This window comes from Terriglobus saanensis SP1PR4, assembly GCF_000179915.2.
GTDB lineage: Bacteria > Acidobacteriota > Terriglobia > Terriglobales > Acidobacteriaceae > Terriglobus > Terriglobus saanensis.
This window is the reverse complement of sequence record NC_014963.1, coordinates 1,368,619-1,388,467: the sequence shown is the minus strand read 5'-3', so window position 1 is coordinate 1,388,467 and position 19,849 is coordinate 1,368,619. Positions and strand designations below refer to the sequence as shown.

The window sequence follows — 19,849 nt, the reverse complement described above, 5'->3', positions numbered from 1 at the left end:
TTTAAAGCTACTGTGTCAACAAACTTGCGGGTACGCCAGCCTGCGCCATTACGGGGGCATTCGGATCGAGACCGTTCTGACGAACGACCTGTCCGGGCTGCGGCATATCGAGACCAAGCTGCTTTGCGATGCGATCGATACGATCAGGATCGCTCAACTGGGCTTCGCTCAGACGCATCTGCCGATTATCTTCACGCACATGCTCTACCTGCAGCTTCTTCGCTTCGATGGTGTATCCCATCTCGATGGAAACAAAGTGCTGCCACACATAGACCATCACGAAGAGAAACAGAACGCCCGCCACTGCGGCGAACGAACGCATCTCGCGACGGCGCTCGGGGTCATCCGCCTTCACGATGCGGCTGTTGTCGAGGTGCTTGGTGAAGAAGACTTCCGGCGTAGGTCCGCGTCGAGCACGTCGCTGCGACTCGAAGACCTCGCGGTTGTGCTCGCGAAAACTCTCCGCACGATCGCGCTGCGCACGTCCCGCAACCACTCCCGTCATCGTCATCGTCTGTGTGCTCATAGCTTGCCTCTCTCTTCTTTCACTCAAATCGTCGTTCTAAACAGGCCCAAATCTCTTCGAACCCTACCGTCTACCGCGTAAACTCCCGCCCTCGGGCGGCAACTTGCGCTTTACTACAAAACCCGTATCGGCTATCCGCTCGGCGACTCTCAGCTTTGCGCTCCGTGAGCGCGGGTTCCGCTGAATCTCGTCCTCGCCCGCCGTGATCGGCTTCTTCTCGATCAGGTTCCAAATCCCATCGCGAGCGCCATCGCGCGTCGCATCCTTCACCAGCCGGTCCTCCAGCGAGTGAAAACTGATCACCGCCAACCGGCCTCCTACCTTGAGCAGAGATGGCGCGCTTTCCAGCAGCGTCCTGATCTCGCCCAACTCATCATTCACTCGAATTCGAAGTGCCTGGAAAGTCCGTGTCGCCGGATGGATCTTGTCCGATTTCATTGAGGGGGCCGCGACCGATATGACTTTGGCCAGTTCTGCCGTAGTCCGTATCGGGCGCGCCCTCACAATGGCTCTGGCGATTCTCCGCGACCTCCTTTCCTCTCCGAATTCGTAAATCAGGTTGGCGAGTTCTTCTTCGTCCGCCTGATTTACCACTTGCTCGGCCGTCTCGCCGCTGCGCGTATCCATACGCATATCCAGCGGTCCTTCGAACCGAAAACTGAATCCTCTGTGCGCCTCGTCCAGTTGCAGGCTGCTTACGCCGAAGTCCGCCAGCAAGCCGTCCAACGAACCGGGCTTGATCACGTCCTTCGCTTCGGAGAACGCTCGCGGTTCAAACCGCACCGTTGGCATCGTGTCTCCCAGCTCTACTGCCAGCGCTTCAAACCTCGCCTTGGCCTTGGTCATCGCCTCCGGGTCGCGATCGAAACAGATCAGCGTTCCCTTTGCTCCGAGCAAACGAGCGATGCCGCTCGAGTGTCCGCCAAGTCCCAGCGTGGCATCGGCATAGGTTCCGCCGGCGCGCACATTCAGAAAGTTCAAAACTTCGTCGTAAAGAACCGGCACATGCTGCGGATCGAACATTCACCGCCTCCATGCGTGCCCCTGAGGGCAGAAAACTTACAGGACTTTACAGTCCCAGATCAGCCAGCGCGGTCATATCCGCCGCCGACAGGGGAGCCGCCTTCAGCTCCGCCTCAAACTCTTCACGGTTCACCACTGCGAGAACCGTCTGTTCGCCCAACACCACCACATCGGTGGTCAACTTTGCCGACTCCCGCAAAATCTGCGGAATCAATAACCGGCCCTGCGCGTCAAACTCCGCCATCTGGCCGTAGTAGTTCGTCACGTCCAGAAACTTCTTCTTGGCCGGATTCATGGAAGGGATCTCGGCCAGCTTGGCTTCGATCTTTTCCCACTCGCGGATCGGATAGATCTCCGCCCGCTTCCCGTCCTTGCTCGTGATGTAAAACTGCGGCCCATACACCTCATCCGAACGGCGCTTGAAGTCGGCAGGCAGCTTAAGCCTGCCCTTCTCGTCGACCCGTGCTGGATGATTACCGCGAAACATGTGAACCCTTTTGCATGAACCGTTTCTGGTGCGTTTACCGCCACTTGCTGCCAAGTCACGCTAAGATTGCTCATGGCATCCGGGATTCGTTTCCTTTTGACCACTTTTTACCACTTCGTTCCACATCGTTACGCGTATGACGCCGCAAGTAAAGCGAAAAGTGGTAAATACTTCCCTTTTTTCAACAGATGAAAGTGGAAATCGCATCTTGAAGGGTTACCATCCTAGTCAACCCCCATATATTGTGTTTAGCTTTCTGAGTCGTCCTCAAGTCTCTACTTGCGTCAAACCACGTCACGCGGTAGACGAAGAAAAAGCGAAGATAGAGGCTAGCGCTCTTTCAGGACCAGATTTAAGAAGGAATTATTCCTGAGAAGTAGCTGGCATGCGCTTCCGCTTCAGCAGCCAGACCAGGTAGACCACGATCACCAGGTTGCTGAACAGGATGCCTACACGCCACCAATCCACATGCCGGATTAGTTCGTAGCTCTCCCACGGCAGAAAGCTTACGGAGAGCCACAGGGTCAGATACTCCGCCCAGGTCTTCCGGAGCATTAATCCAACGCCTTCTGTCATAGCGAGGCCTGAGTACGCGAACGTACCCAGACTGATCAGCTTCAGCCGATGATGGGACACCAGTTCCGCCCGATCGAGGATGACCGAGAGAAAGTGGTTCTCCGGATCGAACCGCAGCGCTGCGATTAAGTGCAACAGACTCTCCGAGAGATCGTGATGCAGGAAGTGCAACGCGCCAAAGCCGATCGCCATGAAGAGCGCCGCCTTGCCCAGTTTGAAAATGGCAATGGCAAACAGCCCTGAATCCTGCCTGTGCGCAGCTTCCTTGTTCGGCTTGTCCATCGTTACGGTATGCATGCGCTGACTCACAGTTAAAAGTGCATTGTTCCCAATGTCAAACCGAGGAAAATCTTTCCGCTATAGACAACCAGATCGGGGTAGCCAAAAAACGTCAAAGTTAAACGTTCTTCCAATCCGTTGAAGCGAAAAGCACGTTTCCCTGCAGACGTCGTTCTCGGACGAAAAGGCGGCATGGCCACCATCACCACTATCGATGTATTTCAATCCAACCGTGTGATTCACGTATTCGGCACTGTTTGGGGAAAGTCCCGTGCCCCATTCTTTCGCGGCTTTATGCGAAAGAATGGGGTCGCGCGGAGCGCACAAACCAGATTTGTCAGGAAGCAACAGCAGATCCCTCCGCTGCGCTACGGGATGACAAACAAGTATTCGAAGAAGACAAACCCACTCAGATACTTTTGAAGGAGTGCGCCCTCAACCGTGAGGGCGGCGTCGGGCGCACACTTCTCACCGGCGAACAGGTCTGCCAGTGAACTTAAGGGGTTCTACATCTCGGCCCACTGTCTTAAAAGATTGTGATAAACCCCGGTCAGTCGAACTACCGTGGCATCGCTCGGATCGTTTATCGCGAGAGTCTGAATGCTCTGGTCGAGTTCGAAGAGGATGGAACGTTTTTCATCACTGCGAATCATGCTCTGCAGCCAGAAGAAGCTGCTGACGCGCGCGCCCCGCGTAACCGGCGTGACGTGGTGCAGGCTGGTTGACGGGTAAAGAATCATGCTCCCGGCTTCCAGCTTCACGCGCTGGTCGCCGTAGGTGTCCTGGACGACAAGTTCACCGCCGTCATACTCCGAAGGATCCGAGAAAAAGAGCGTGCACGAGAGGTCGGTACGGATGCGCTGACCGCTTGCGCCGTGGGTGCGGATGGCGTTGTCGACGTGCGTGCCAAAGTTCTGCCCGCCTGCATAGCGATTGAAGAGTGGAGGAAAGACCTTCAAGGGCAGCGCCGCAGAACGGAAAAGATTGTTGCTGCCGAGTGCCTTGAGAATCACATCTCCGATCTGCTGAGCGGTCGGGTTGTTCTCCGGAATCTGGGCGTTCTGCTTCGTCAGCGCAGACTGGTGACCGGCGGTGACTTTGCCATCGACCCACTCCGCTGCATCGAGCGCAGCGCGGATCTGTTTTACCTGCTCGGAAGTGAAGACATTCGGGATCTGAATCAGCATAAGTTTTCTAGAAAAACACGCGGCGCGTGAGTGGAGGCTGTTCTCACGCGCCACGGCGGGTTAGAAGTGCAGGTTGAGACCAATCTGCGCGTTGATTCCTTCGCCCGGAATCAGATGATTCGGATGAGGCTGCGCGATATAGAAACCATTTGTGAGGTTGAAGACATTGACCTGAAGATTCAGGTTATCCGTGAGAGGCCGACGCATCATCGCATCGAAGTTCCAGTATCCAGGCAGCGTCTTGAACGCGAGAGGAGCGCTGGTCACCGGCGTAGCCGCTGTGTTGTAGATGCCAATCAGAGAAGAACTGCTGGCCCTGCGTGCGCCGATGTAGTTCGTTCCAAATCCCCCCACGAAGCGCCATCCCAGATCATGCGTGACCCAGAGATTGCCTGTGTTCTTTCCAACGTTTGCCAGCGGGAAGTTTGCGGGATTGATGTAGAACGGTGCGGTGTTGTAGCGAGGATCGACGACGGCATTCGGATCGGTCTTCAGGCGAGTCTGCCAGTTGTTGTAAAAACCGAGATTGAGCGAAGCAAACGGGGAAGCATTGAGCGCGGAGCTCTCCAGCCGACCCGCAAGATACGCGTAGCCAAGGATCACATCAAAGTGACGCGGCAAATGGCCGATGGCTCCAAACTGCACACCTTGTACCAGCTGCGTTCCGGAGACGAGGGTGATGGTCGAATCAAGAGGACTTGTCTCCTTCGCATTCATTTTTTCTGTGCGGAACCAGGCACCGGAGAGATTCAGCTTGCCGTTCATCACATCCCACTTAGAACCGACCTCATAGGTTTCGTTCGTCTCGGGAGGAAGTGTTGCGTTGTTTGCCGAGAGTGAAAGCGACTCCGCGGACGGGTTGAACGAGGTGCCGTAGTCGAAGTAGACCGTGCCGTTCGGGCGGGGCTTCACCGCAATCGCCGCGCGGTAGGTCGGCATCTTGTCGAGATGATCGAGAATGACGCGTGTCCCGGTATAGATCGGCGTGGTTGTGGTGGAGGTCGTCGGTGTAAACGCGTCCGAATGCGTATTGAAGTAGTCGAAGCGGATGCCGCCCGAAAGCTGTACCCAACGCGTGATCTTCAGGGTATCGATGAAGTTAAACCCATAGCTCTGCGAGGCCACGTGCGTGATCGAAGGGGCTGTGATGGTCAGCGGAACGAAGAGATCTCCAGGCGATGGTGCCGTGGCCGGAGTGGTCGCCACCGTGTAACGAGGACGTACCGGCGCGGAGCGCTCCCGCCCACCTTCGAGAAGGAAGGACGAATCGTTTTCGATCCCGAAGAACCTCAGGTGCGCGGTCAGCGCAGTCTGCTCCCACAAAATATCTTCCGTGCTGCGCGCCTGGATCTGGTTGCGCGTTACGCCAATGGAAGTGATCGGCGCGGTTGCAAGGAAGCAAGTGGCTGTGCCGCAGTTTGCGTTATAGCTTGCGTAGTTTCCATTGGGCTGCACTGCGCCCACACCCGCCAGAGTGGCCGTCGCGCCGATCTGTGGTTCGGTAATCCGCACGTCGCGCGGATAGTTGCCCCAACGCAGCGAGCTGCGCAAAGACACGTTCGGCGAGAAATCATGATCGACGCGACCCGAGATAATGTCAGGACTTGTGCGAAGCCAGTTGTCGTCCACGAAGCCGTAGAAGTTATGCCGATCGACCGGAGCTACCTTCGCGTAAAAGTACGGCAGGCCGTAGTCGGGGAGAGAATCTTCCGCCTCGTGCAGGTAGTTCAGATTCCAGCGCGTGTTGGAGTTCATGCCGAAGGAAAGCGCAGTTGCAACACCGAACCGCTTCATCTCCACGTTGTTGCGCCCAGCCACCTGCGACTGCTGACCCACCAGGTTCATACGGAACGCCGCACCGGCGATGTACTCATCCAGCGGCTTGTTCACGTCAAGGTTCACGCGGCGATTGAGGTTGGTGCCAAGCTGCAGGCCACCCCGAATCGAAGTCTTCGACATCGGCGCTTTCGATTCCTGGTTGATCACGCCGCCGGTTGAACCACGTCCGAACTCCACGGAGGCGGGACCCTGGATCACAGAGACCGACTCGTAGTCGAAAGAGTCACGGTAGTACGAACCGAAGTCGCGAATGCCATCGAGGAACATGTCGTTGCGGGCGGAAAATCCGCGGATGTTCAGGTTGTCGCCCTGCGCTCCACCCTCACCCGCTGCGAGCGAGATGCCGGGGATGTTGCGGAGGGTCTCACGCAGCGTGTTGGCCGCCTGCTCCTGAATGATGAACTGCGGAACCACGTTGACCGTTTGCGCTGTGTCCAACAACGGTTGCGTGAAGGTCGAAAGAGGAAGGATATCCAGCGAGCTCACATCGACCGACTCGTCATTCCGGAGAACAATGTCCAGCTTGTCTGGACCGGCGAATTTGAACGAGAGTCCGGTGTTCTCCAGAAGTCGGCGCATGGCCACGCTGGGGGTATAAAGACCGGATACGGCGGGAGTCTGAATGCCCTGGAGCTTGTCCATCGGCAGCTTGACATTCACTTCGACCGCAGACTGAGCGCGGAAATCGTTGAGCGCTCCTTCCAGGGTTCCAGCGGCAATGTTGAACCGGCGCGCGGAAGATGACGCGAGGGTGGAAGGATTGCTGGCGCCAGTCGCATTGTTCTGCCCGCTCTGGGGAGCAACCGTTTGCGACTTGGAAGCAGTGGCGTAGACCGCCAGGGTTCCCATGGCGAGGATGCGCGCCGGATGAGAGATTTTTCTGTGTTTCTTCATTTCAATGTCTCCGAGGTTTGGGTGGATAGCCATTGCACATCCACTCTTGCTTCACTCGAGGAAGTCCCTCAACTGCCCCAACGCTAAATACTGCAAACAAAACACTTGGCCTTCACGGACGATTCTCCGAAGGCAGCTCTATCTACGACAACATCAGTCCGATATGGATACTTTACACGATCCACGACTACTTCAGTCGTATATCTTCATAAAATTTTCCCGCATCTGAAAGCATGCAACTTCTGAAGCAATATTGAGGATGGCGACAATGAAACATTGCTTTAAAGCGGAGCAGTGGTTGCCGTATCCGGTCGAAGGCGTCTTCGCGTTCTTTGCGAACCCCGTCCACCTTCCGCCACTGATGCCTGCATGGCAGGATGCGCGCATTGAAGAGGCGGTATTGAAGAGTCCGGGTGCAGCGCCAGCTTCAACCTCTGGTTCGCAGTACCGCTCTTCCGCAGCAGGTACGGGGACGACCATGATCCTGAGTTTCCGTGCAATCCCCAGGCTGCCAATTCGGCTGAACTGGCACGCGCGCATCACGGAGTTCGCGTGGAACGACCACTTCTGCGACGAGCAGGACCGTGGGCCCTTCGCTTATTGGAGACACTGCCACCGTGTCTTTTCAGAAGTACGCGATGGCGTAAGCGGGACTCTCGTCCGGGATGAGTTGGAGTATGCGTTCCCCGGCGGACCGCTCGGAGACATCGCGAATGCGTTGGCCGGGCGGGCTCAGATCGAATCCATCTTCAAGTATCGGCAGGAACAGACCTGCAAGCTGATGCCGAAGTTCCTGCAGATGACCGGTCGATAAAGATGGCTAGCGCGTGGCGAGATGGGCTTGCTGGATGGCCTGCAGATAGGGCTGAGCCTGCACAAGAGCCTCGTCTGCGGTGATCCCATACTTTGCGCGAAGCGCATCCACGCGTCCGTGCTCAATGAACTCGTCGGGCCAACCGATGCGCACCACGGGCGTGTTGATTTCGAGCGCATTCATCGTTTCGAGGATGGCGGAACCGAAGCCTCCTGCGAGAACATGGTCTTCGAAGGTGATCACAAGACCAGCGTCTTTCGTATAGCGTTCGACCGTGTGGCGATCGATCGGCTTGGCAAAGCGCGGATTGATGAGAGCGACCGAGAGACCCTGCGCTTCGAGCCGAACGGCAGTCTCTTCCGCGAGATGGAAGAGAGCACCCAGGCCAAAGACCGTGACGTCCGTTCCCTGCTTCACCACCTCGGCCACGCCAATTTCCAGCGCAACGGGCTGCTCTTTGACCGGCTTTCCGGGACCGATGCCACGCGGATAGCGGATGGCGGATGGGCCATCGTGCAGCATGGCCGTGTACATCATGTCGGCGAGTTCGTCTTCGTTCCGCGGCACCATGTGAACGATGTTGGGGATCGAACGCAGATAGCTGATGTCGAAGAGGCCATGATGCGTCGGGCCGTCGTCTCCTGAGAGGCCGCCGCGATCCATGCAGAAGACAACCGGCAGGTTCTGCAAGGCGACGTCGTGGACAATCGGGTCAAACGCGCGCTGCAGGAAGGTAGAGTAGATGGCGCAGAAAGGCCGGTAGCCCTTCGTCGCCATACCCGCCGCGAAGATGACAGCATGCTCTTCTGCTATGCCGACATCGAAGTAGCGCTTCGGATGCAGCGGGCGGAAGAGATCCAGGGCCGTGCCATTGGGCATGGCTGCGGTGATGGCAACGACCTTGTCGTTGGCGGTGGCGAGCTTGGAAAGGGTCTCCGCGAAGATCTCGGAGTAGGTTTTCTGCCCTGCTGCGGTGGTTTCGCCGGTCTCCGGATCGTACGGCCCGAGGCCGTGAAACTTCTTCTGCTTATCGAGCGCGGGCTGGAAACCACGGCCCTTCTGCGTGATCGCATGCAGGATGACGGGCTTGTTCTGCTGCTTGAGAAATTTGAACGTATCGATCAGGAGCGGGAGGTCGTGGCCGTCGATGGGACCGTAGTAGCTCAGGCCAAACTCTTCAAAGAGCATCGAGGGACCGAGAAGGCCTTTGACGGATTCTTCCGCTTTGCGTGCGACGTGAGAAACAGCCTTACCGCCGAAGCGGGCGATGAACTCCCCGGCGCGGTCGTGAAGATACTTGAAGCTCGGATGCGTCACGATCTTATGGAAGTAGGAGGCGATTGCGCCTACGTTTTTGTCGATGGACCAGGCGTTGTCGTTGAGGATGATGATCATCCGCTTGGTCTGCACGGCAATATTGTTGAGTGCCTCGAAGGAGATGCCGTTGGTGAACGCAGCGTCCCCGGCTAGGGCAACGATGTGCTCTTTGCCTCCTGACATATCCCGAGCGACGGCCATGCCGAGGGCGGCCGAGAGCGCAGTGCCTGCGTGGCCCGCGCCAAAGCTGTCGTGCTCGCTTTCCGTGCGGAGCATGAAGCCGTTCAGGCCACCCGGCTGTCGGATGGTGTCAAAGCGGTTTTCGCGGCCGGTGAGGAGCTTGTGGACATAGGCTTGATGCGAGACGTCAAAAACAAAACTGTCTTGCGGAGTATCGAAGACGTAGTGCATCGCGATGGTCAGTTCCACGACACCGAGATTCGGCCCAATGTGGCCACCGGTCTTGGAGACGCCAAGGATGAGACGTTCGCGAATCTCTTCTGCCAACTCCACGAGTTGAGGGACCGTGAGCTTTTTGACGTCGGCGGGAGATTGGATCGTGGCGAGGTGGTTGCTCATCGTGCGTTACAGGTCCTCAGGCGTTGCGCCCTCTTGCAGCTTCAATCCTTCACTATATCAAGCGTTGGATGCGGGCGGGCGAAGACGTGCTGCTTGGAGACCGATTTGCACACCGTCAAAGTGTTTATTCGGCCATCGCCTCACGAATGGCGAGAGACGGCGCTTCGAGATTAAGCTCGCCTTCCCAGCGCGCGATCACAGCCGTTGCGAGCGAGTTGCCGACGACGCTGATCATGGTGCGGCCCATGTCCATGAGGGCGTCGACACCCAAAAGAATCAGGATCGGCTCTGGGGGGAGATGGATGGTCGCGGCGGTACTCATGAGGACGACAAGGACGGCGCGTGGGACACCCGCAACGCCTTTTGAGGACAACATAAGCGTACCCATCATGAAGACCTGCTGGCCGAGCGTGAGCTGTATCCCGGCGGCCTGGGCGACAAAGCCCATGGCCATCGCCAGATAGAGGGTGGAACCTTCGAGATTGAAGCTGTAACCAGCAGGGATGACAAAGGCGACGATCCGGCGGGGAACGCCAAATGCTTCCATCTCTTCCATGACGCGAGGAAGTGCGGCTTCGCTCGCGGCTGTGGCGAAAGCGATGGCTGCAGGGCCGGAGACGTGTTTCAGGAAGCGGCGCACCGGGATACGCGCCAGGAGCGCCACTGGAAGCAGGACGCAGACACCAAAGACTCCAAGCGCGGCGTAGAGAGTAAGGAGCAGTTTGCCTAGATGGATCAGGATGCCAGGGCCCATCCTGGCGATGGTGTACGCGATGGCCGCACCCACGCCAAAGGGGGCGAAGTACATGACAATGTTCGTAAAGCGAAACATGACTTCGCTGATCGACTCCGTCAGGCGCAGGACAGGAGTCCGTTTATCGAGTGGCGTGAGGGCCAGGGCGATCCCGAAGATGAGGCCAAAGATGGAAACCTGCAGTACCTGGCCGTCGGCGATAGACTTCGCGATATTTTCAGGAAAGACGTGCACCAGAAAGTCCTGCCAGTGGATGGGCGCAGCGCTATTCAGAGCAGCCGACGAAGCGGGATCTTCGGGAACATTCATACCGACGCCCGCTTTGCTGATGTTAATCGCGCAGAGGCCGATGACCAGAGCAAGCGTCGTGATGACTTCAAAGTAGATAAGACTTTTGAAGGCCATGCGGCCGACGCCTTTGAGATCTCCGTGGCCAGCGACACCGGAGATGATGGTCATCAGAATCAGGGGGGCGGCAATGGTTTTTACGAGACGGAGGAAGATATCCGAGAGAAAGTGAATCTGAAGCGCTGCGGCGGGAGCATCCAGACCGAGTTCCACCCCGGCGACCATCGCAACTGCGATCCATGGCGTCAGTTTGCGCCGATTCACAGCCCACAGGACGAGCAGAAGAACAGACGCGACTCTCGATGCAACACCGAGTCTAAACACAAGAGAGTGCGGTACGGCGAGGATACCCAAAGCACTGCCAGCTGCGAGAAGAACAACAGCGATTGCGAGAAGTGAAAGTTCAAACCGTCTTGAAACCATGGTTCTCCGTAGATAGTGTCGTATTCGGGGAGTGTACAAGGCTTGATAGGATGTAGCCCCCGAGGTGGAGAAGATGGCAAGAATTCGGTGGATAACAGTGGTTGCTTTGGGCATTTGCGCGGTCGGTGCACGGGCGCAGATTCCTCTCGACGCGAGTGGCGGAAAACCCCCTGTAGCGCGACCCTTCGGGCAGATGCCGGTAGCCGCTGGCGTGATGGAGCTCATGGAGCTGGATGTCCGTTTTTCGCAGGAGACACTGAAAGGCGGCGGAAAGGCCTTTGCCTCCTGGTTCGCGCCGGACGCTTTGACCTTGAACAACAAACGCACTCCCATATTGGGAAAAACACGCATTTCTGCGGCGGCAGACTGGGAACCGCAGAATTATCAGTTGTCTTGGGTTCCTGTTGGAGGGAAGATGGGGCCCTCCAACGATATGGGTTATACATGGGGCCACTATGAGGGACGCTCGAAAGACCGAAATGGTCAGCCCGTCGTCCTGGAAGGGAGATATATCACAGTCTGGATCAAGCAACCGAATGGAGAGTGGAAGGTCGCGCTGGACGCCAGCGCTGAGGAGCCTGCAGCCGATTGCTGCGCTCTTCCCAAGCCCTAAGCACTACAACTTTTGTGAAGACTGTGGCCCGCACGTCTACTGACAAGCGTTAGTCAGGACTGCGATGATGATTACCTTACGTGAGAAACACGCTGCTCCAAGACGAAGACGTACGGCTCGACACGCTTGAAAGCTTCAACGTCGTGGACGCAGCGTCTGACCCAGGCCTTACGGCGATCACGCAGCTTGCGGCACAGGTCTGCAACGTGCCCGCCGCCGCGATCAGCTTTGTGGGAGAAGAAACGGTCTGGTACACAAATACGTTTGGTATGGATATCGACCAGACGTCGCGTACAAACTCTCCCTGCGATGAGGCCATCACAGGTTCCGATCTCTACCAGATACCCGATGCGTCTCTCGACGACCGCTATGACGGACTTGGCATTGAGCTCGGAAAAAACACTTTTCGTTTTTATGCGGGAGCCCCTCTTCTGGCGCCCAACGGCAGCAGCATCGGTTGTCTTTGTATTCTTTCGCCGCACTCGCGTCTGCTGACGGACGCGGAGGCGACTGCTCTGCGCATTCTTTCTACGCAGGTGATGACACGGCTAGAACTGCAGGCACGCGTCCGGTTGATGGACAACGAATCGCGCGTACGGCAGAGGGTCGAAAGTGCACTGACAGTAGAGCGCAACTTTGTCTCCGCCGTCCTCGAAACAGCCGGCGCACTGGTCGTGGTCATGGATACAGCGGGCCGCGTGGTCCGATTCAACCGCGCCTGCGAGGCCATCTCCGGATTTGCCACACGTGAGATCGTCGGACGTTACCTCTGGGAGACGCTGATTCCTGAAGAAGACCGCGCCGAGGCAAACAGGGCCTTTGAGACGATTCGCAGCGGATCGTTTCCGGTTTCGTTTGAAGATCGCTGGAAGGTCAGGGGCGGAGGTCTGCGGCGCATTCAGTGGACTGCGACCGCTCTGATGGACGCGCAGAACGAACTTAACTTCGTGATCGCAACTGGAATTGACGTGACTCTGCAGCGGGTTGCTGAAGATACCTTGCGGCAGAGCGAAGCGCAGTACCGGCAACTGGTCGAAGGTTCTCTCGGTGTGGTCTTCACACATACACCCAAGGGCAGGCTGATCTCCCTGAATACCTATGGAGCAGAAAGCCTGGGCTATGGCATCGAAGAGATGCTGGGCAGGTCCCTGACGGATTTCATGCCGGACGAAGACTTTGTGGCTTTCGATGCCTATCTTGAAAAGATGCGGAAGACGGGCGAGGCCCAGGGTACGTTCTGCCTGTTGCACCGCAATGGGGAACGTCGCACGCTGGCCTATCGCAATCGCCTCATCGCTCCCGAAGGACGCGACCGGTTTGTGCTGGGGTTTGGCGTCGACATTACGGAGAAGGTGCGCGCGGAAGAGAGCCTGTCGGCACTCACGCTGCAATCGAACTCGATTCTTGACTCCGTAGGTGACGGCATCTTTGCGACAAGCCTGGACGGCGTGGCGACGGTGGTGAATCCTGCGGCCGCATCGATGCTGGGATATGGCACCCATGAAATTCTAGGTCGCAAGATAAGCGATCTGCTGCGTCTGACCCGCGCCGACGGTACGGAATACGCGGACGACGAAAGTCCGATCGAGCGGAGCCTGCACCAACGCGAAGCCGTCCGTGCTTCGACGGACCTGTTCTGGCGCAAGGACGGCAGCAGCTTCCCCGTGGAGTATGTCGCCTGCCCCATCGTGAAGGACGGCCGGGCTACCGGCATCGTGGTGGCCTTTACCGATACAACAGAGCGTCGCGCACTGGACAAGATGAAGGACGAGTTCATCTCGACCGTCTCCCACGAGTTGCGGACACCGTTGACGTCGATGCGGGCTTCTCTGGGGCTGATCGCTTCGGGCGCGCTGGCTTCGCGTCCTGAGAAACAGAAGCAGATGCTGGAGATTGCCATCGGCAACACGGAGCGCCTGGTCAGCCTGGTCAACGACATCCTGGAGCTGGAACGGATCGGCTCAGGAAAAGCGGAGCTGCACTCCACGCTGTCATCCGCGGATGACCTGTTCCGCCGGGCGACTGGATTGCTGACAGGCACGGCAGCAAAGGCCGGGATCAAATTCGAGATTGAAGCACGGGGTGTGAATGTCTGGGGCGACCCGGATCGCATCCTGCAGACAATTACCAACCTGCTTTCGAACGCGATCAAGTTCTCTCCGGAGGGTGGAAAGATTCGCCTGGAAGCCCGCAACCTGAGCGGAGACGAAGCGCAGATTGAAGTCCATGACCACGGCCGCGGGATTCCGAACGACAAGCTGGAGTCGATCTTCGAGCGCTTCCAGCAGGTCGACGCCTCCGACTCCCGCGCAATGGGAGGCACGGGACTTGGGCTGGCGATCTGCCGGTCGATCGTATCGCAGCACGGAGGCCACATCTGGGCGGAGAGTAAGTACGGTCGGGGATCAACGTTTTTCTTTACGCTTCCGACAAAGCCACGCCAGCATTTGAGCTAGAGAAGTTTTTGTGCCCCATTCTTTCGCGGCTTTTGGCGAAAGGGCGGGGTAAGCACCCACAACTCCTTCCTCTGGCCCACTTTGTCATCCCGTAGCGAAGCGAAGGGATCTGTTTTTGCCCTTCGAAATCAGGTTTATGCGCTCTGCGCGACCCCACCCTTTCGCGATGAAACAGTGAAAGAATGGGGCACAAAAGCGAATTCGTTACTCGTCCTGTTCGCGGAGTTTGGCGACAATGCTGAAGTCTTCGAGGGTGGTGGTATCTCCCGTTACAGTGCCAGTCGTCGCGAGTTCTCGAAGAAGCCTGCGCATGATCTTGCCGGAGCGGGTTTTAGGCAGCATCGGCGTAAATCGGACATCGTCTGGACGAGCGAGTGCACCGATCTCCTTAGCGACCCACTTCTTAATTTCGTTCTTCAACTCGTCGCTGGGCTCGTGCCCTTCTTCCAGAGAGACAAAGGCGCAGATCGCTTGCCCCTTGAGGTCATCGGGACGAGCGACCACAGCGGCCTCCGCTACCTTAGGGTGGGCGACGAGGGCGCTTTCGAGTTCCGCCGTGCCGAGGCGGTGCCCGCTGACGTTGAGCACGTCGTCCACGCGGCCCATCAGCCAGAAGTAGCCATCCGCATCTTTTCTCGCGCCGTCGCCGGTAAAGTAGCTGCCGGGGATCTCGCTCCAATAGGCCGCCTGGTAACGCTCCGGGTTGTTGTAGACCGTCCTCGCCATAGAGGGCCAGGGTTTACGAATGACGAGCAGACCGCCCTGGCCTGCGGGAACGGGGTCTCCCTCTTTGGTGACGACTTCGGGCACAATGCCGAAGAAAGGAAGTGTTGCAGAGCCGGGTTTGGTGGCGACCGCGCCGGGGATGGGCGCGATCAGGATGGAGCCGGTCTCGGTCTGCCACCAGGTATCGACGATGGGACAGCGCTCCTTACCGATCATGCGGTGATACCACATCCACGCTTCGGGATTGATCGGTTCACCCACGGTTCCCAGAAGGCGAAGACTGGCGAGCGAGTGTTTGGTAACCCATTGGTCACCCCATTTGATGCAGGCGCGGATCGCTGTGGGGGCGGTGTAGAAGACGGTGACCTTGTGGTCGTCGACGATCTGCCAGAGACGATCGCACTCTGGAAAGTTCGGTGCTCCTTCGTACATGACCACGGTCGAACCGTTTTGCAGAGGACCGTATACGACGTAACTATGGCCAGTGACCCAGCCGATGTCCGCCGTGCAGAAGTAGACATCGTCTTCGTGCAGATCGAAGATGTACTTCGTGGTGAGGTAGGTTCCGACCGAGTAGCCGCCGGTGGTGTGCACGAGGCCCTTCGGTTTACCGGTGGTGCCGCTGGTGTAGAGGATGTAAAGCGGATCTTCGGAGTCCATCCATTCGGCAGGGCAATCCGGAGAGGCCTTGGCCGCGAGTTCATGCCACCAGTAGTCACGCCCGGCCTGCATGTCAACGGGCTTCCCGGTGCGCTGGTAGACGACGACGCTCTCTACGGTGGGACATGCAGCTACCGCTTCATCTGCAATGGCCTTGAGCTTAATGTCTGCGCCACGACGGTAACTGGTGTCCTGCGTGATGACAATCTTGCACTCGGCGTCCTGGATGCGCTCCACCAGAGCGTGCGCTGCGAAGCCGCCGAAGACAACGGAGTGGACAGCCCCGATGCGCGCGCAGGCGAGCAGGGCGATGGCAAGTTCGGGACACATGCCCATGTAGATGGCGATGCGGTCGCCCTTCTTCGCGCCAAGGCCCTTGAGCACATTGCCGAAGCGCTGCACCTCTGCGTGTAACTCCGCGTAGGTAAGCTTCCGGACCTCGCCGGGCTCGCCTTCCCAGAGGATGGCGGTTTTGTCTGCGCGGGAGCCGAGGGCGTGACGATCGACGGCGTTGTGGCAGAGATTCAGTTTTCCATCGACGAACCACTGCGCGTGGGGTACGTTCCATTTAAGAACTTCGGTCCAGGGAGAAAACCATTCGAGCTCCGAGGCGGCCTCTGCCCAGAAGGCGTCAGAGTCTTCGACGGAGCGCTTGTACATCACTTCGTACTCTTCGCGACTGCGAATATGTGCGCGTGCGGAGAACTCGGCTGGCGGCGGAAACAGGCGGTTTTCGCGCAGCAAGGAGTCGAAGTTCTGTGATTCGGGAGCAGCTGTTGACATGCGTTTCTAAGACCCTGAAAAGGAATTAGGTGATTTCGCGCACAACGTGCGTGTGTTCACCGATTGTGAGCGATTGTACAAGCGCGGCGAGATAACTGGCTCTGGGCGAATGTCCTACTGCCTACGATGATCCTTTTAGACATGCCTGCTAGGCTTGCAGATATGGTTGGGTTTTCGAGCGCCGTGTTCATCGGAGTGTTTCTGGGCTTCGGCTTCGGCGTGGGATGCGCGCTCGCGGTGATGTACGGCATCTTCAACGGCGGATACCGTGCCGCGATTCGTGAGGCGCGCATGGACCCTCCGCCGGAGCGGTATCGCAAGGCGGTACTGAAGGTGGCCAGGAGTGTGGACGGCGTGAGCACTCCAAAGGAGTAGCTCTAAAGGCGACGGGTCTTCTCTTCCCTATTTTTCCTTCGCGATCTGTTTCTTCAGGGCTGCCAGTTCGATGGAGAGATGGTCCATCTTCTTCATGAGGGCTTTGAAGTGGACGGAGGGTAGAGCGTCCTCATCTTTATCGAGATAGAAGTTGCCGCTGGGTTCCAAGCTGCAGAGTTTCAGCTCTTCGGGACTATGGACGCCGCTCTTATGGAGTACGCCCATAAGTTCGTCGTGGGTGAGGATCTCTTTCTTCAACGCCTGTTCGTCGATCACGCCATCCTGGATGAGCACCGTCCGGCTGCCCTGGAGGATTTGGTTCAACTTCGGCATGCGGAAGAGGCCGCGATTGACGAGCCAGTTGACGCTGAGAAGAGAAAGGGCACCGATAATTCCACCGATGACGGAGTTGTCTTCGCCGATGATCGCGTTCTGCACAGTGTTGGAGAGCGACAGAAGGACGACGAGATCGAAGGGGTTGAGTTGCGCGAGTTCTCGTTTCCCAAAGATGCGCAGGAAGAGGATCAACGAGATATAGACGATCGCCGGGCGTGCGATCTTTTCCAGGATCGGCAACGGGAGGTGGAACATGTGGTCAAACATATTCACCAGAGTACGGCGTTACGCAAGAATCAGGAGGTCTTTCCTACGTATCGCTGCTGATGCCACTTCCATGCGCTGGCAATGATGTCGTCCAGTTCGGCGTAGCGTGGAGCCCAGCCGAGCTCCGACTTGATCTTTTCCGAACTGGCGACCAGAACGGCGGGATCTCCATCGCGGCGAGGCTCTTCGATCACGGGAATCTGTTTGCCTGTGACGCGCGAGACAGAGTCGATGACCTGGCGGACGGTAAAACCTCCACCGCTGCCGATGTTATAGATCGCGCGGGTCTGCTTTTCGAGAGACTGCAGAGCGAGAAGGTGCGCGTCGGCGAGATCGGAGACATGAATATAGTCACGGACGCAGGTGCCGTCTGGGGTGGGATAGTCGCTGCCGTAGATCTTGATGCTCTCGCGACGACCCAGAGCAACGTCCAGGATGAGCGGGATGAGGTGCGATTCCGGTTCGTGCGCTTCGCCGTATCCCTCGATCGCTCCAGCTACATTAAAGTAGCGGAGGCTGGCGTAGCGAAAACCGTGGACGCGGTGGAACCAACCGAGAATATGTTCCACGAGAAGTTTGGACTCGCCATAGGCATTCGTTGGCTTGAGGGTGGCGTCTTCGAGGATGGGAGTTTTTTCGGGCTCGCCGTAGCAGGCCGCCGTGGAAGAAAAGACGAGCTTGTTATTCCCGGTGGCGAGCATGGCTTCAAGCAGCGTGAGAGTGGAGGCGGTATTGTTGCGGAAGTAGATCTCCGGCTTCTGCATGCTCTCACCCGCTTCGATGAGCGCAGCGAAGTGCATGACACCATCAAACTTTCCTTCACGCAGGGTCTGCTCAATGCGGGGACGGTCAGCGATATCGGCTTCTATAAACGTCGCACCGGGAGCTACGGCTTCGCGCTTGCTGTGGCAAAGATTGTCGTAGATGGTGACCGTATGTCCGGCTGCGAGGAGAATGCGGGAGACGGTCCCACCGATATATCCGGCCCCACCTGTAACAAGAAGATTCATAACGTCATCACCCTTGGCGACACCTGCTGGTGCGGCGTCTTGCAAGATTCTTGCACAGTGTGAGGTACGTCATGAAGTCAACTTATATTTATTGACCACTGGAAAATGGACTGAATGATGCGAAAACAATCAATCTAACCCAACAGTTCCAACTTTCGAGTAACCCAACAGTTGCATTGAAAACCCTCCTCTATCGCTTATCATCAGTTCACGAAGGATCAGAAGTATCCAACTTGGAACTCTCCGTAGAGAGAGAAACCCTTTCGAGAAATCGGCGTCTTACAACTTTAGTAGCGGAAGATCTCCCTTCGCGCCGTACATCCAAGTGACCTTCGCTAACCTCTTACAACCTAAACCGGTTAATGGTTAGTGACGGAAACACACAATCAATCGAGCCCCACGATTCGGGCCAGACGAGGACCGCACAAGTATGGCTATCCAGACGCCCACGCAAGAGAAGCCCACGGTAGAGAAGTCCACGCGCGAGAAGCCGAGCGAGATTCAGTTTTCTCACTTCGGAGTTCTGAACGCCGGAAAACAGAGCCGGGGTTCTTTCTTCACGGCGCTCATCCTGAATGTCACGGCCGCCCTCGTGATTCTTTTGCTGACGGCCGCGGTAAAGAAGCAGCAGCAAATTGTAAAACTTTCGCGCCTGGATGCCCCGATCCCAAAGGAATTGAAAGAGGCTCCCAAGCCGAAACCGATCCCCGTGCTACCGAAGCCCCCCAAAATCGCCGTGGTGGAACCGCCCAAGATCAATGTTCCCAAGATCGAGGTTCCCGAGCCTCCCAAGATTCAGACGCCGGTGATGAAGGCCGCGCCAGTTCCCGTCCCCACCCCCGCGCCTCCCAAGGCCGTGACGCCTCCTCCAGCTCCGCAGGTGATCAAGCTGAACCAAGCACAGGCGACTTCAGTCGCGAATAACGATTCCCATCCCAGCGCAATTCGTCTGGGCAGCCAGACGAACCCTATCAAGAACGTCACCGGACCGGCTGTTTCGCCGGTGAACCTGGGACGCGCTGGAGCACCGGGCATGCCCGCTGGCAACTCAGGCCTTGGACCGGCCAGCAAGATCAATATTGGCGGCTCCGGAGCACCCAACGGAAGAATGGGGGGCACGGACAACTCTGCTCATGTTGTGACTGGCGTGAAGCTCGGTTCACCGGGTGGAACTGGCCCGGTGACGGCACGCCCTGTAGGCGCGATTCAGATCGCGGCGGCACAGCCGCAGGCGGTTCGTCCGATGGGCGTTCCCCCACCGGCGGCCCGCACAGCACCCAAGCTGCTCTTCAAACCGAAGCCTGTTTACACAGCAGAGGCTCGTCAGCTCCATCTGGAAGGTACGGTGTACGTGAAAATTCATCTCACGGCCGCTGGCGCAGTACAAGTTGTTGGTATTTCGAGCGGACTTGGACACGGATTGGATCAGGCAGCCATCCAGGCCGTGGAAGGCATGCGCTTCTCGCCTGCCATGCAGGACGGTCATCCGGTGGACTGGGATGGCGTCGTAAATATCAACTTCCAGCTCGCAGGATAAGCTAGAAGCTCACGATGGTTTTGACCTCTGCGAGGCGGAA

16 protein-coding genes are annotated in these 19,849 nt (G+C 57.6%); 5 read left to right on the top strand and 11 right to left on the bottom strand.

Annotated elements, in window-relative coordinates:
- Positions 1-7 precede the first annotated feature (7 nt).
- The 6 genes from ACIPR4_RS05780 to ACIPR4_RS05750 all read right to left on the bottom strand — a co-directional run bounded on the left by ACIPR4_RS05780 (position 8) and on the right by ACIPR4_RS05750 (position 6,811).
- Positions 8-526 carry an FtsB/FtsL family cell division protein gene (locus tag ACIPR4_RS05780; RefSeq protein ID WP_013567720.1) on the bottom strand — a complete coding sequence of 173 codons (519 nt, stop codon included), beginning with the start codon at positions 524-526 and terminating at the stop codon, positions 8-10.
- Positions 527-589: 63 nt separating this feature from the next.
- Positions 590-1,549, bottom strand: coding sequence for a 16S rRNA (cytosine(1402)-N(4))-methyltransferase RsmH (gene rsmH / locus ACIPR4_RS05775; protein ID WP_013567719.1), 960 nt, complete (start codon positions 1,547-1,549; stop codon positions 590-592).
- A 46-nt stretch (positions 1,550-1,595) separates the two neighbouring features.
- Positions 1,596-2,036: a division/cell wall cluster transcriptional repressor MraZ gene (locus ACIPR4_RS05770; RefSeq protein ID WP_013567718.1), complete on the bottom strand. Its 441-nt coding sequence runs from the start codon at positions 2,034-2,036 to the stop codon at positions 1,596-1,598.
- 363 nt (positions 2,037-2,399) lie between these two features.
- Entirely contained in the window at positions 2,400-2,909 is a 510-nt protein-coding gene (locus ACIPR4_RS05765; protein ID WP_013567717.1) for a DUF2127 domain-containing protein, read from the bottom strand.
- 488 nt (positions 2,910-3,397) lie between these two features.
- Entirely contained in the window at positions 3,398-4,078 is a 681-nt protein-coding gene (locus ACIPR4_RS05755) for a Fe2+-dependent dioxygenase (protein ID WP_013567715.1), read from the bottom strand.
- Between the two features lie 60 nt (positions 4,079-4,138).
- Complete coding sequence (locus ACIPR4_RS05750) at positions 4,139-6,811, bottom strand: TonB-dependent receptor (RefSeq protein ID WP_013567714.1); 2,673 nt, start codon at positions 6,809-6,811, stop codon at positions 4,139-4,141.
- A gap of 268 nt (positions 6,812-7,079) precedes the next feature.
- On the opposite strand from ACIPR4_RS05750, the gene ACIPR4_RS05745 reads away from it, so the two are divergent.
- On the top strand, positions 7,080-7,625 hold the full coding sequence (locus tag ACIPR4_RS05745) for an SRPBCC family protein (RefSeq protein ID WP_013567713.1): 546 nt from the start codon (positions 7,080-7,082) through the stop codon (positions 7,623-7,625).
- A 6-nt stretch (positions 7,626-7,631) separates the two neighbouring features.
- Here ACIPR4_RS05745 and dxs read toward each other — a convergent pair whose 3' ends face one another.
- Both dxs and ACIPR4_RS05735 read right to left on the bottom strand, forming a co-directional pair.
- On the bottom strand, positions 7,632-9,521 hold the full coding sequence (gene dxs / locus ACIPR4_RS05740) for a 1-deoxy-D-xylulose-5-phosphate synthase (RefSeq protein ID WP_013567712.1): 1,890 nt from the start codon (positions 9,519-9,521) through the stop codon (positions 7,632-7,634).
- A 124-nt stretch (positions 9,522-9,645) separates the two neighbouring features.
- Positions 9,646-11,046 carry a dicarboxylate/amino acid:cation symporter gene (locus ACIPR4_RS05735; RefSeq protein ID WP_013567711.1) on the bottom strand — a complete coding sequence of 467 codons (1,401 nt, stop codon included), beginning with the start codon at positions 11,044-11,046 and terminating at the stop codon, positions 9,646-9,648.
- A gap of 73 nt (positions 11,047-11,119) precedes the next feature.
- On the opposite strand from ACIPR4_RS05735, the gene ACIPR4_RS05730 reads away from it, so the two are divergent.
- The gene (locus tag ACIPR4_RS05730; protein WP_013567710.1) at positions 11,120-11,659 is read left to right on the top strand and encodes a YybH family protein; all 540 of its coding nucleotides are present in this window, start codon (positions 11,120-11,122) and stop codon (positions 11,657-11,659) included.
- Between the two features lie 80 nt (positions 11,660-11,739).
- The gene (locus tag ACIPR4_RS05725) at positions 11,740-14,115 is read left to right on the top strand and encodes a PAS domain S-box protein (protein ID WP_013567709.1); all 2,376 of its coding nucleotides are present in this window, start codon (positions 11,740-11,742) and stop codon (positions 14,113-14,115) included.
- 204 nt (positions 14,116-14,319) lie between these two features.
- Here the strand turns inward: ACIPR4_RS05725 and acs are convergent, their stop codons facing one another.
- Positions 14,320-16,284, bottom strand: coding sequence for an acetate--CoA ligase (gene acs, locus ACIPR4_RS05720; RefSeq protein WP_013567708.1), 1,965 nt, complete (start codon positions 16,282-16,284; stop codon positions 14,320-14,322).
- 162 nt (positions 16,285-16,446) lie between these two features.
- Between acs and ACIPR4_RS05715 the strand changes: the two genes are divergently transcribed.
- The gene (locus tag ACIPR4_RS05715) at positions 16,447-16,659 is read left to right on the top strand and encodes a hypothetical protein (RefSeq protein ID WP_013567707.1); all 213 of its coding nucleotides are present in this window, start codon (positions 16,447-16,449) and stop codon (positions 16,657-16,659) included.
- A gap of 27 nt (positions 16,660-16,686) precedes the next feature.
- On the opposite strand, the gene ACIPR4_RS05710 is transcribed toward ACIPR4_RS05715, so the two are convergent.
- Together ACIPR4_RS05710 and galE are read right to left on the bottom strand one after the other, a co-directional pair.
- Positions 16,687-17,250: a DUF421 domain-containing protein gene (locus tag ACIPR4_RS05710; RefSeq protein WP_245536467.1), complete on the bottom strand. Its 564-nt coding sequence runs from the start codon at positions 17,248-17,250 to the stop codon at positions 16,687-16,689.
- Positions 17,251-17,291: 41 nt separating this feature from the next.
- The gene (galE, locus tag ACIPR4_RS05705) at positions 17,292-18,272 is read right to left on the bottom strand and encodes a UDP-glucose 4-epimerase GalE (RefSeq protein ID WP_013567705.1); all 981 of its coding nucleotides are present in this window, start codon (positions 18,270-18,272) and stop codon (positions 17,292-17,294) included.
- Positions 18,273-18,702: 430 nt separating this feature from the next.
- Between galE and ACIPR4_RS05700 the strand changes: the two genes are divergently transcribed.
- The gene (locus ACIPR4_RS05700; RefSeq protein ID WP_013567704.1) at positions 18,703-19,809 is read left to right on the top strand and encodes an energy transducer TonB; all 1,107 of its coding nucleotides are present in this window, start codon (positions 18,703-18,705) and stop codon (positions 19,807-19,809) included.
- Positions 19,810-19,849: the final 40 nt, after the last annotated feature.

What these genes read in the sequence shown, in the direction of transcription:
- ACIPR4_RS05780 (WP_013567720.1), bottom strand. Translation starts at nt 526, where the DNA reads ATGAGCACACAGACGATGACGATGACGGGAGTGGTTGCGGGACGTGCG.
- rsmH (WP_013567719.1), bottom strand. Translation starts at nt 1,549, where the DNA reads ATGTTCGATCCGCAGCATGTGCCGGTTCTTTACGACGAAGTTTTGAAC.
- ACIPR4_RS05770 (WP_013567718.1), bottom strand. Translation starts at nt 2,036, where the DNA reads ATGTTTCGCGGTAATCATCCAGCACGGGTCGACGAGAAGGGCAGGCTT.
- ACIPR4_RS05765 (WP_013567717.1), bottom strand. Translation starts at nt 2,909, where the DNA reads ATGCATACCGTAACGATGGACAAGCCGAACAAGGAAGCTGCGCACAGG.
- ACIPR4_RS05755 (WP_013567715.1), bottom strand. Translation starts at nt 4,078, where the DNA reads ATGCTGATTCAGATCCCGAATGTCTTCACTTCCGAGCAGGTAAAACAG.
- ACIPR4_RS05750 (WP_013567714.1), bottom strand. Translation starts at nt 6,811, where the DNA reads ATGAAGAAACACAGAAAAATCTCTCATCCGGCGCGCATCCTCGCCATG.
- ACIPR4_RS05745 (WP_013567713.1), top strand. Translation starts at nt 7,080, where the DNA reads ATGAAACATTGCTTTAAAGCGGAGCAGTGGTTGCCGTATCCGGTCGAA.
- dxs (WP_013567712.1), bottom strand. Translation starts at nt 9,521, where the DNA reads ATGAGCAACCACCTCGCCACGATCCAATCTCCCGCCGACGTCAAAAAG.
- ACIPR4_RS05735 (WP_013567711.1), bottom strand. Translation starts at nt 11,046, where the DNA reads ATGGTTTCAAGACGGTTTGAACTTTCACTTCTCGCAATCGCTGTTGTT.
- ACIPR4_RS05730 (WP_013567710.1), top strand. Translation starts at nt 11,120, where the DNA reads ATGGCAAGAATTCGGTGGATAACAGTGGTTGCTTTGGGCATTTGCGCG.
- acs (WP_013567708.1), bottom strand. Translation starts at nt 16,284, where the DNA reads ATGTCAACAGCTGCTCCCGAATCACAGAACTTCGACTCCTTGCTGCGC.
- ACIPR4_RS05715 (WP_013567707.1), top strand. Translation starts at nt 16,447, where the DNA reads ATGGTTGGGTTTTCGAGCGCCGTGTTCATCGGAGTGTTTCTGGGCTTC.
- ACIPR4_RS05710 (WP_245536467.1), bottom strand. Translation starts at nt 17,250, where the DNA reads ATGTTCCACCTCCCGTTGCCGATCCTGGAAAAGATCGCACGCCCGGCG.
- galE (WP_013567705.1), bottom strand. Translation starts at nt 18,272, where the DNA reads ATGAATCTTCTTGTTACAGGTGGGGCCGGATATATCGGTGGGACCGTC.
- ACIPR4_RS05700 (WP_013567704.1), top strand. Translation starts at nt 18,703, where the DNA reads ATGGCTATCCAGACGCCCACGCAAGAGAAGCCCACGGTAGAGAAGTCC.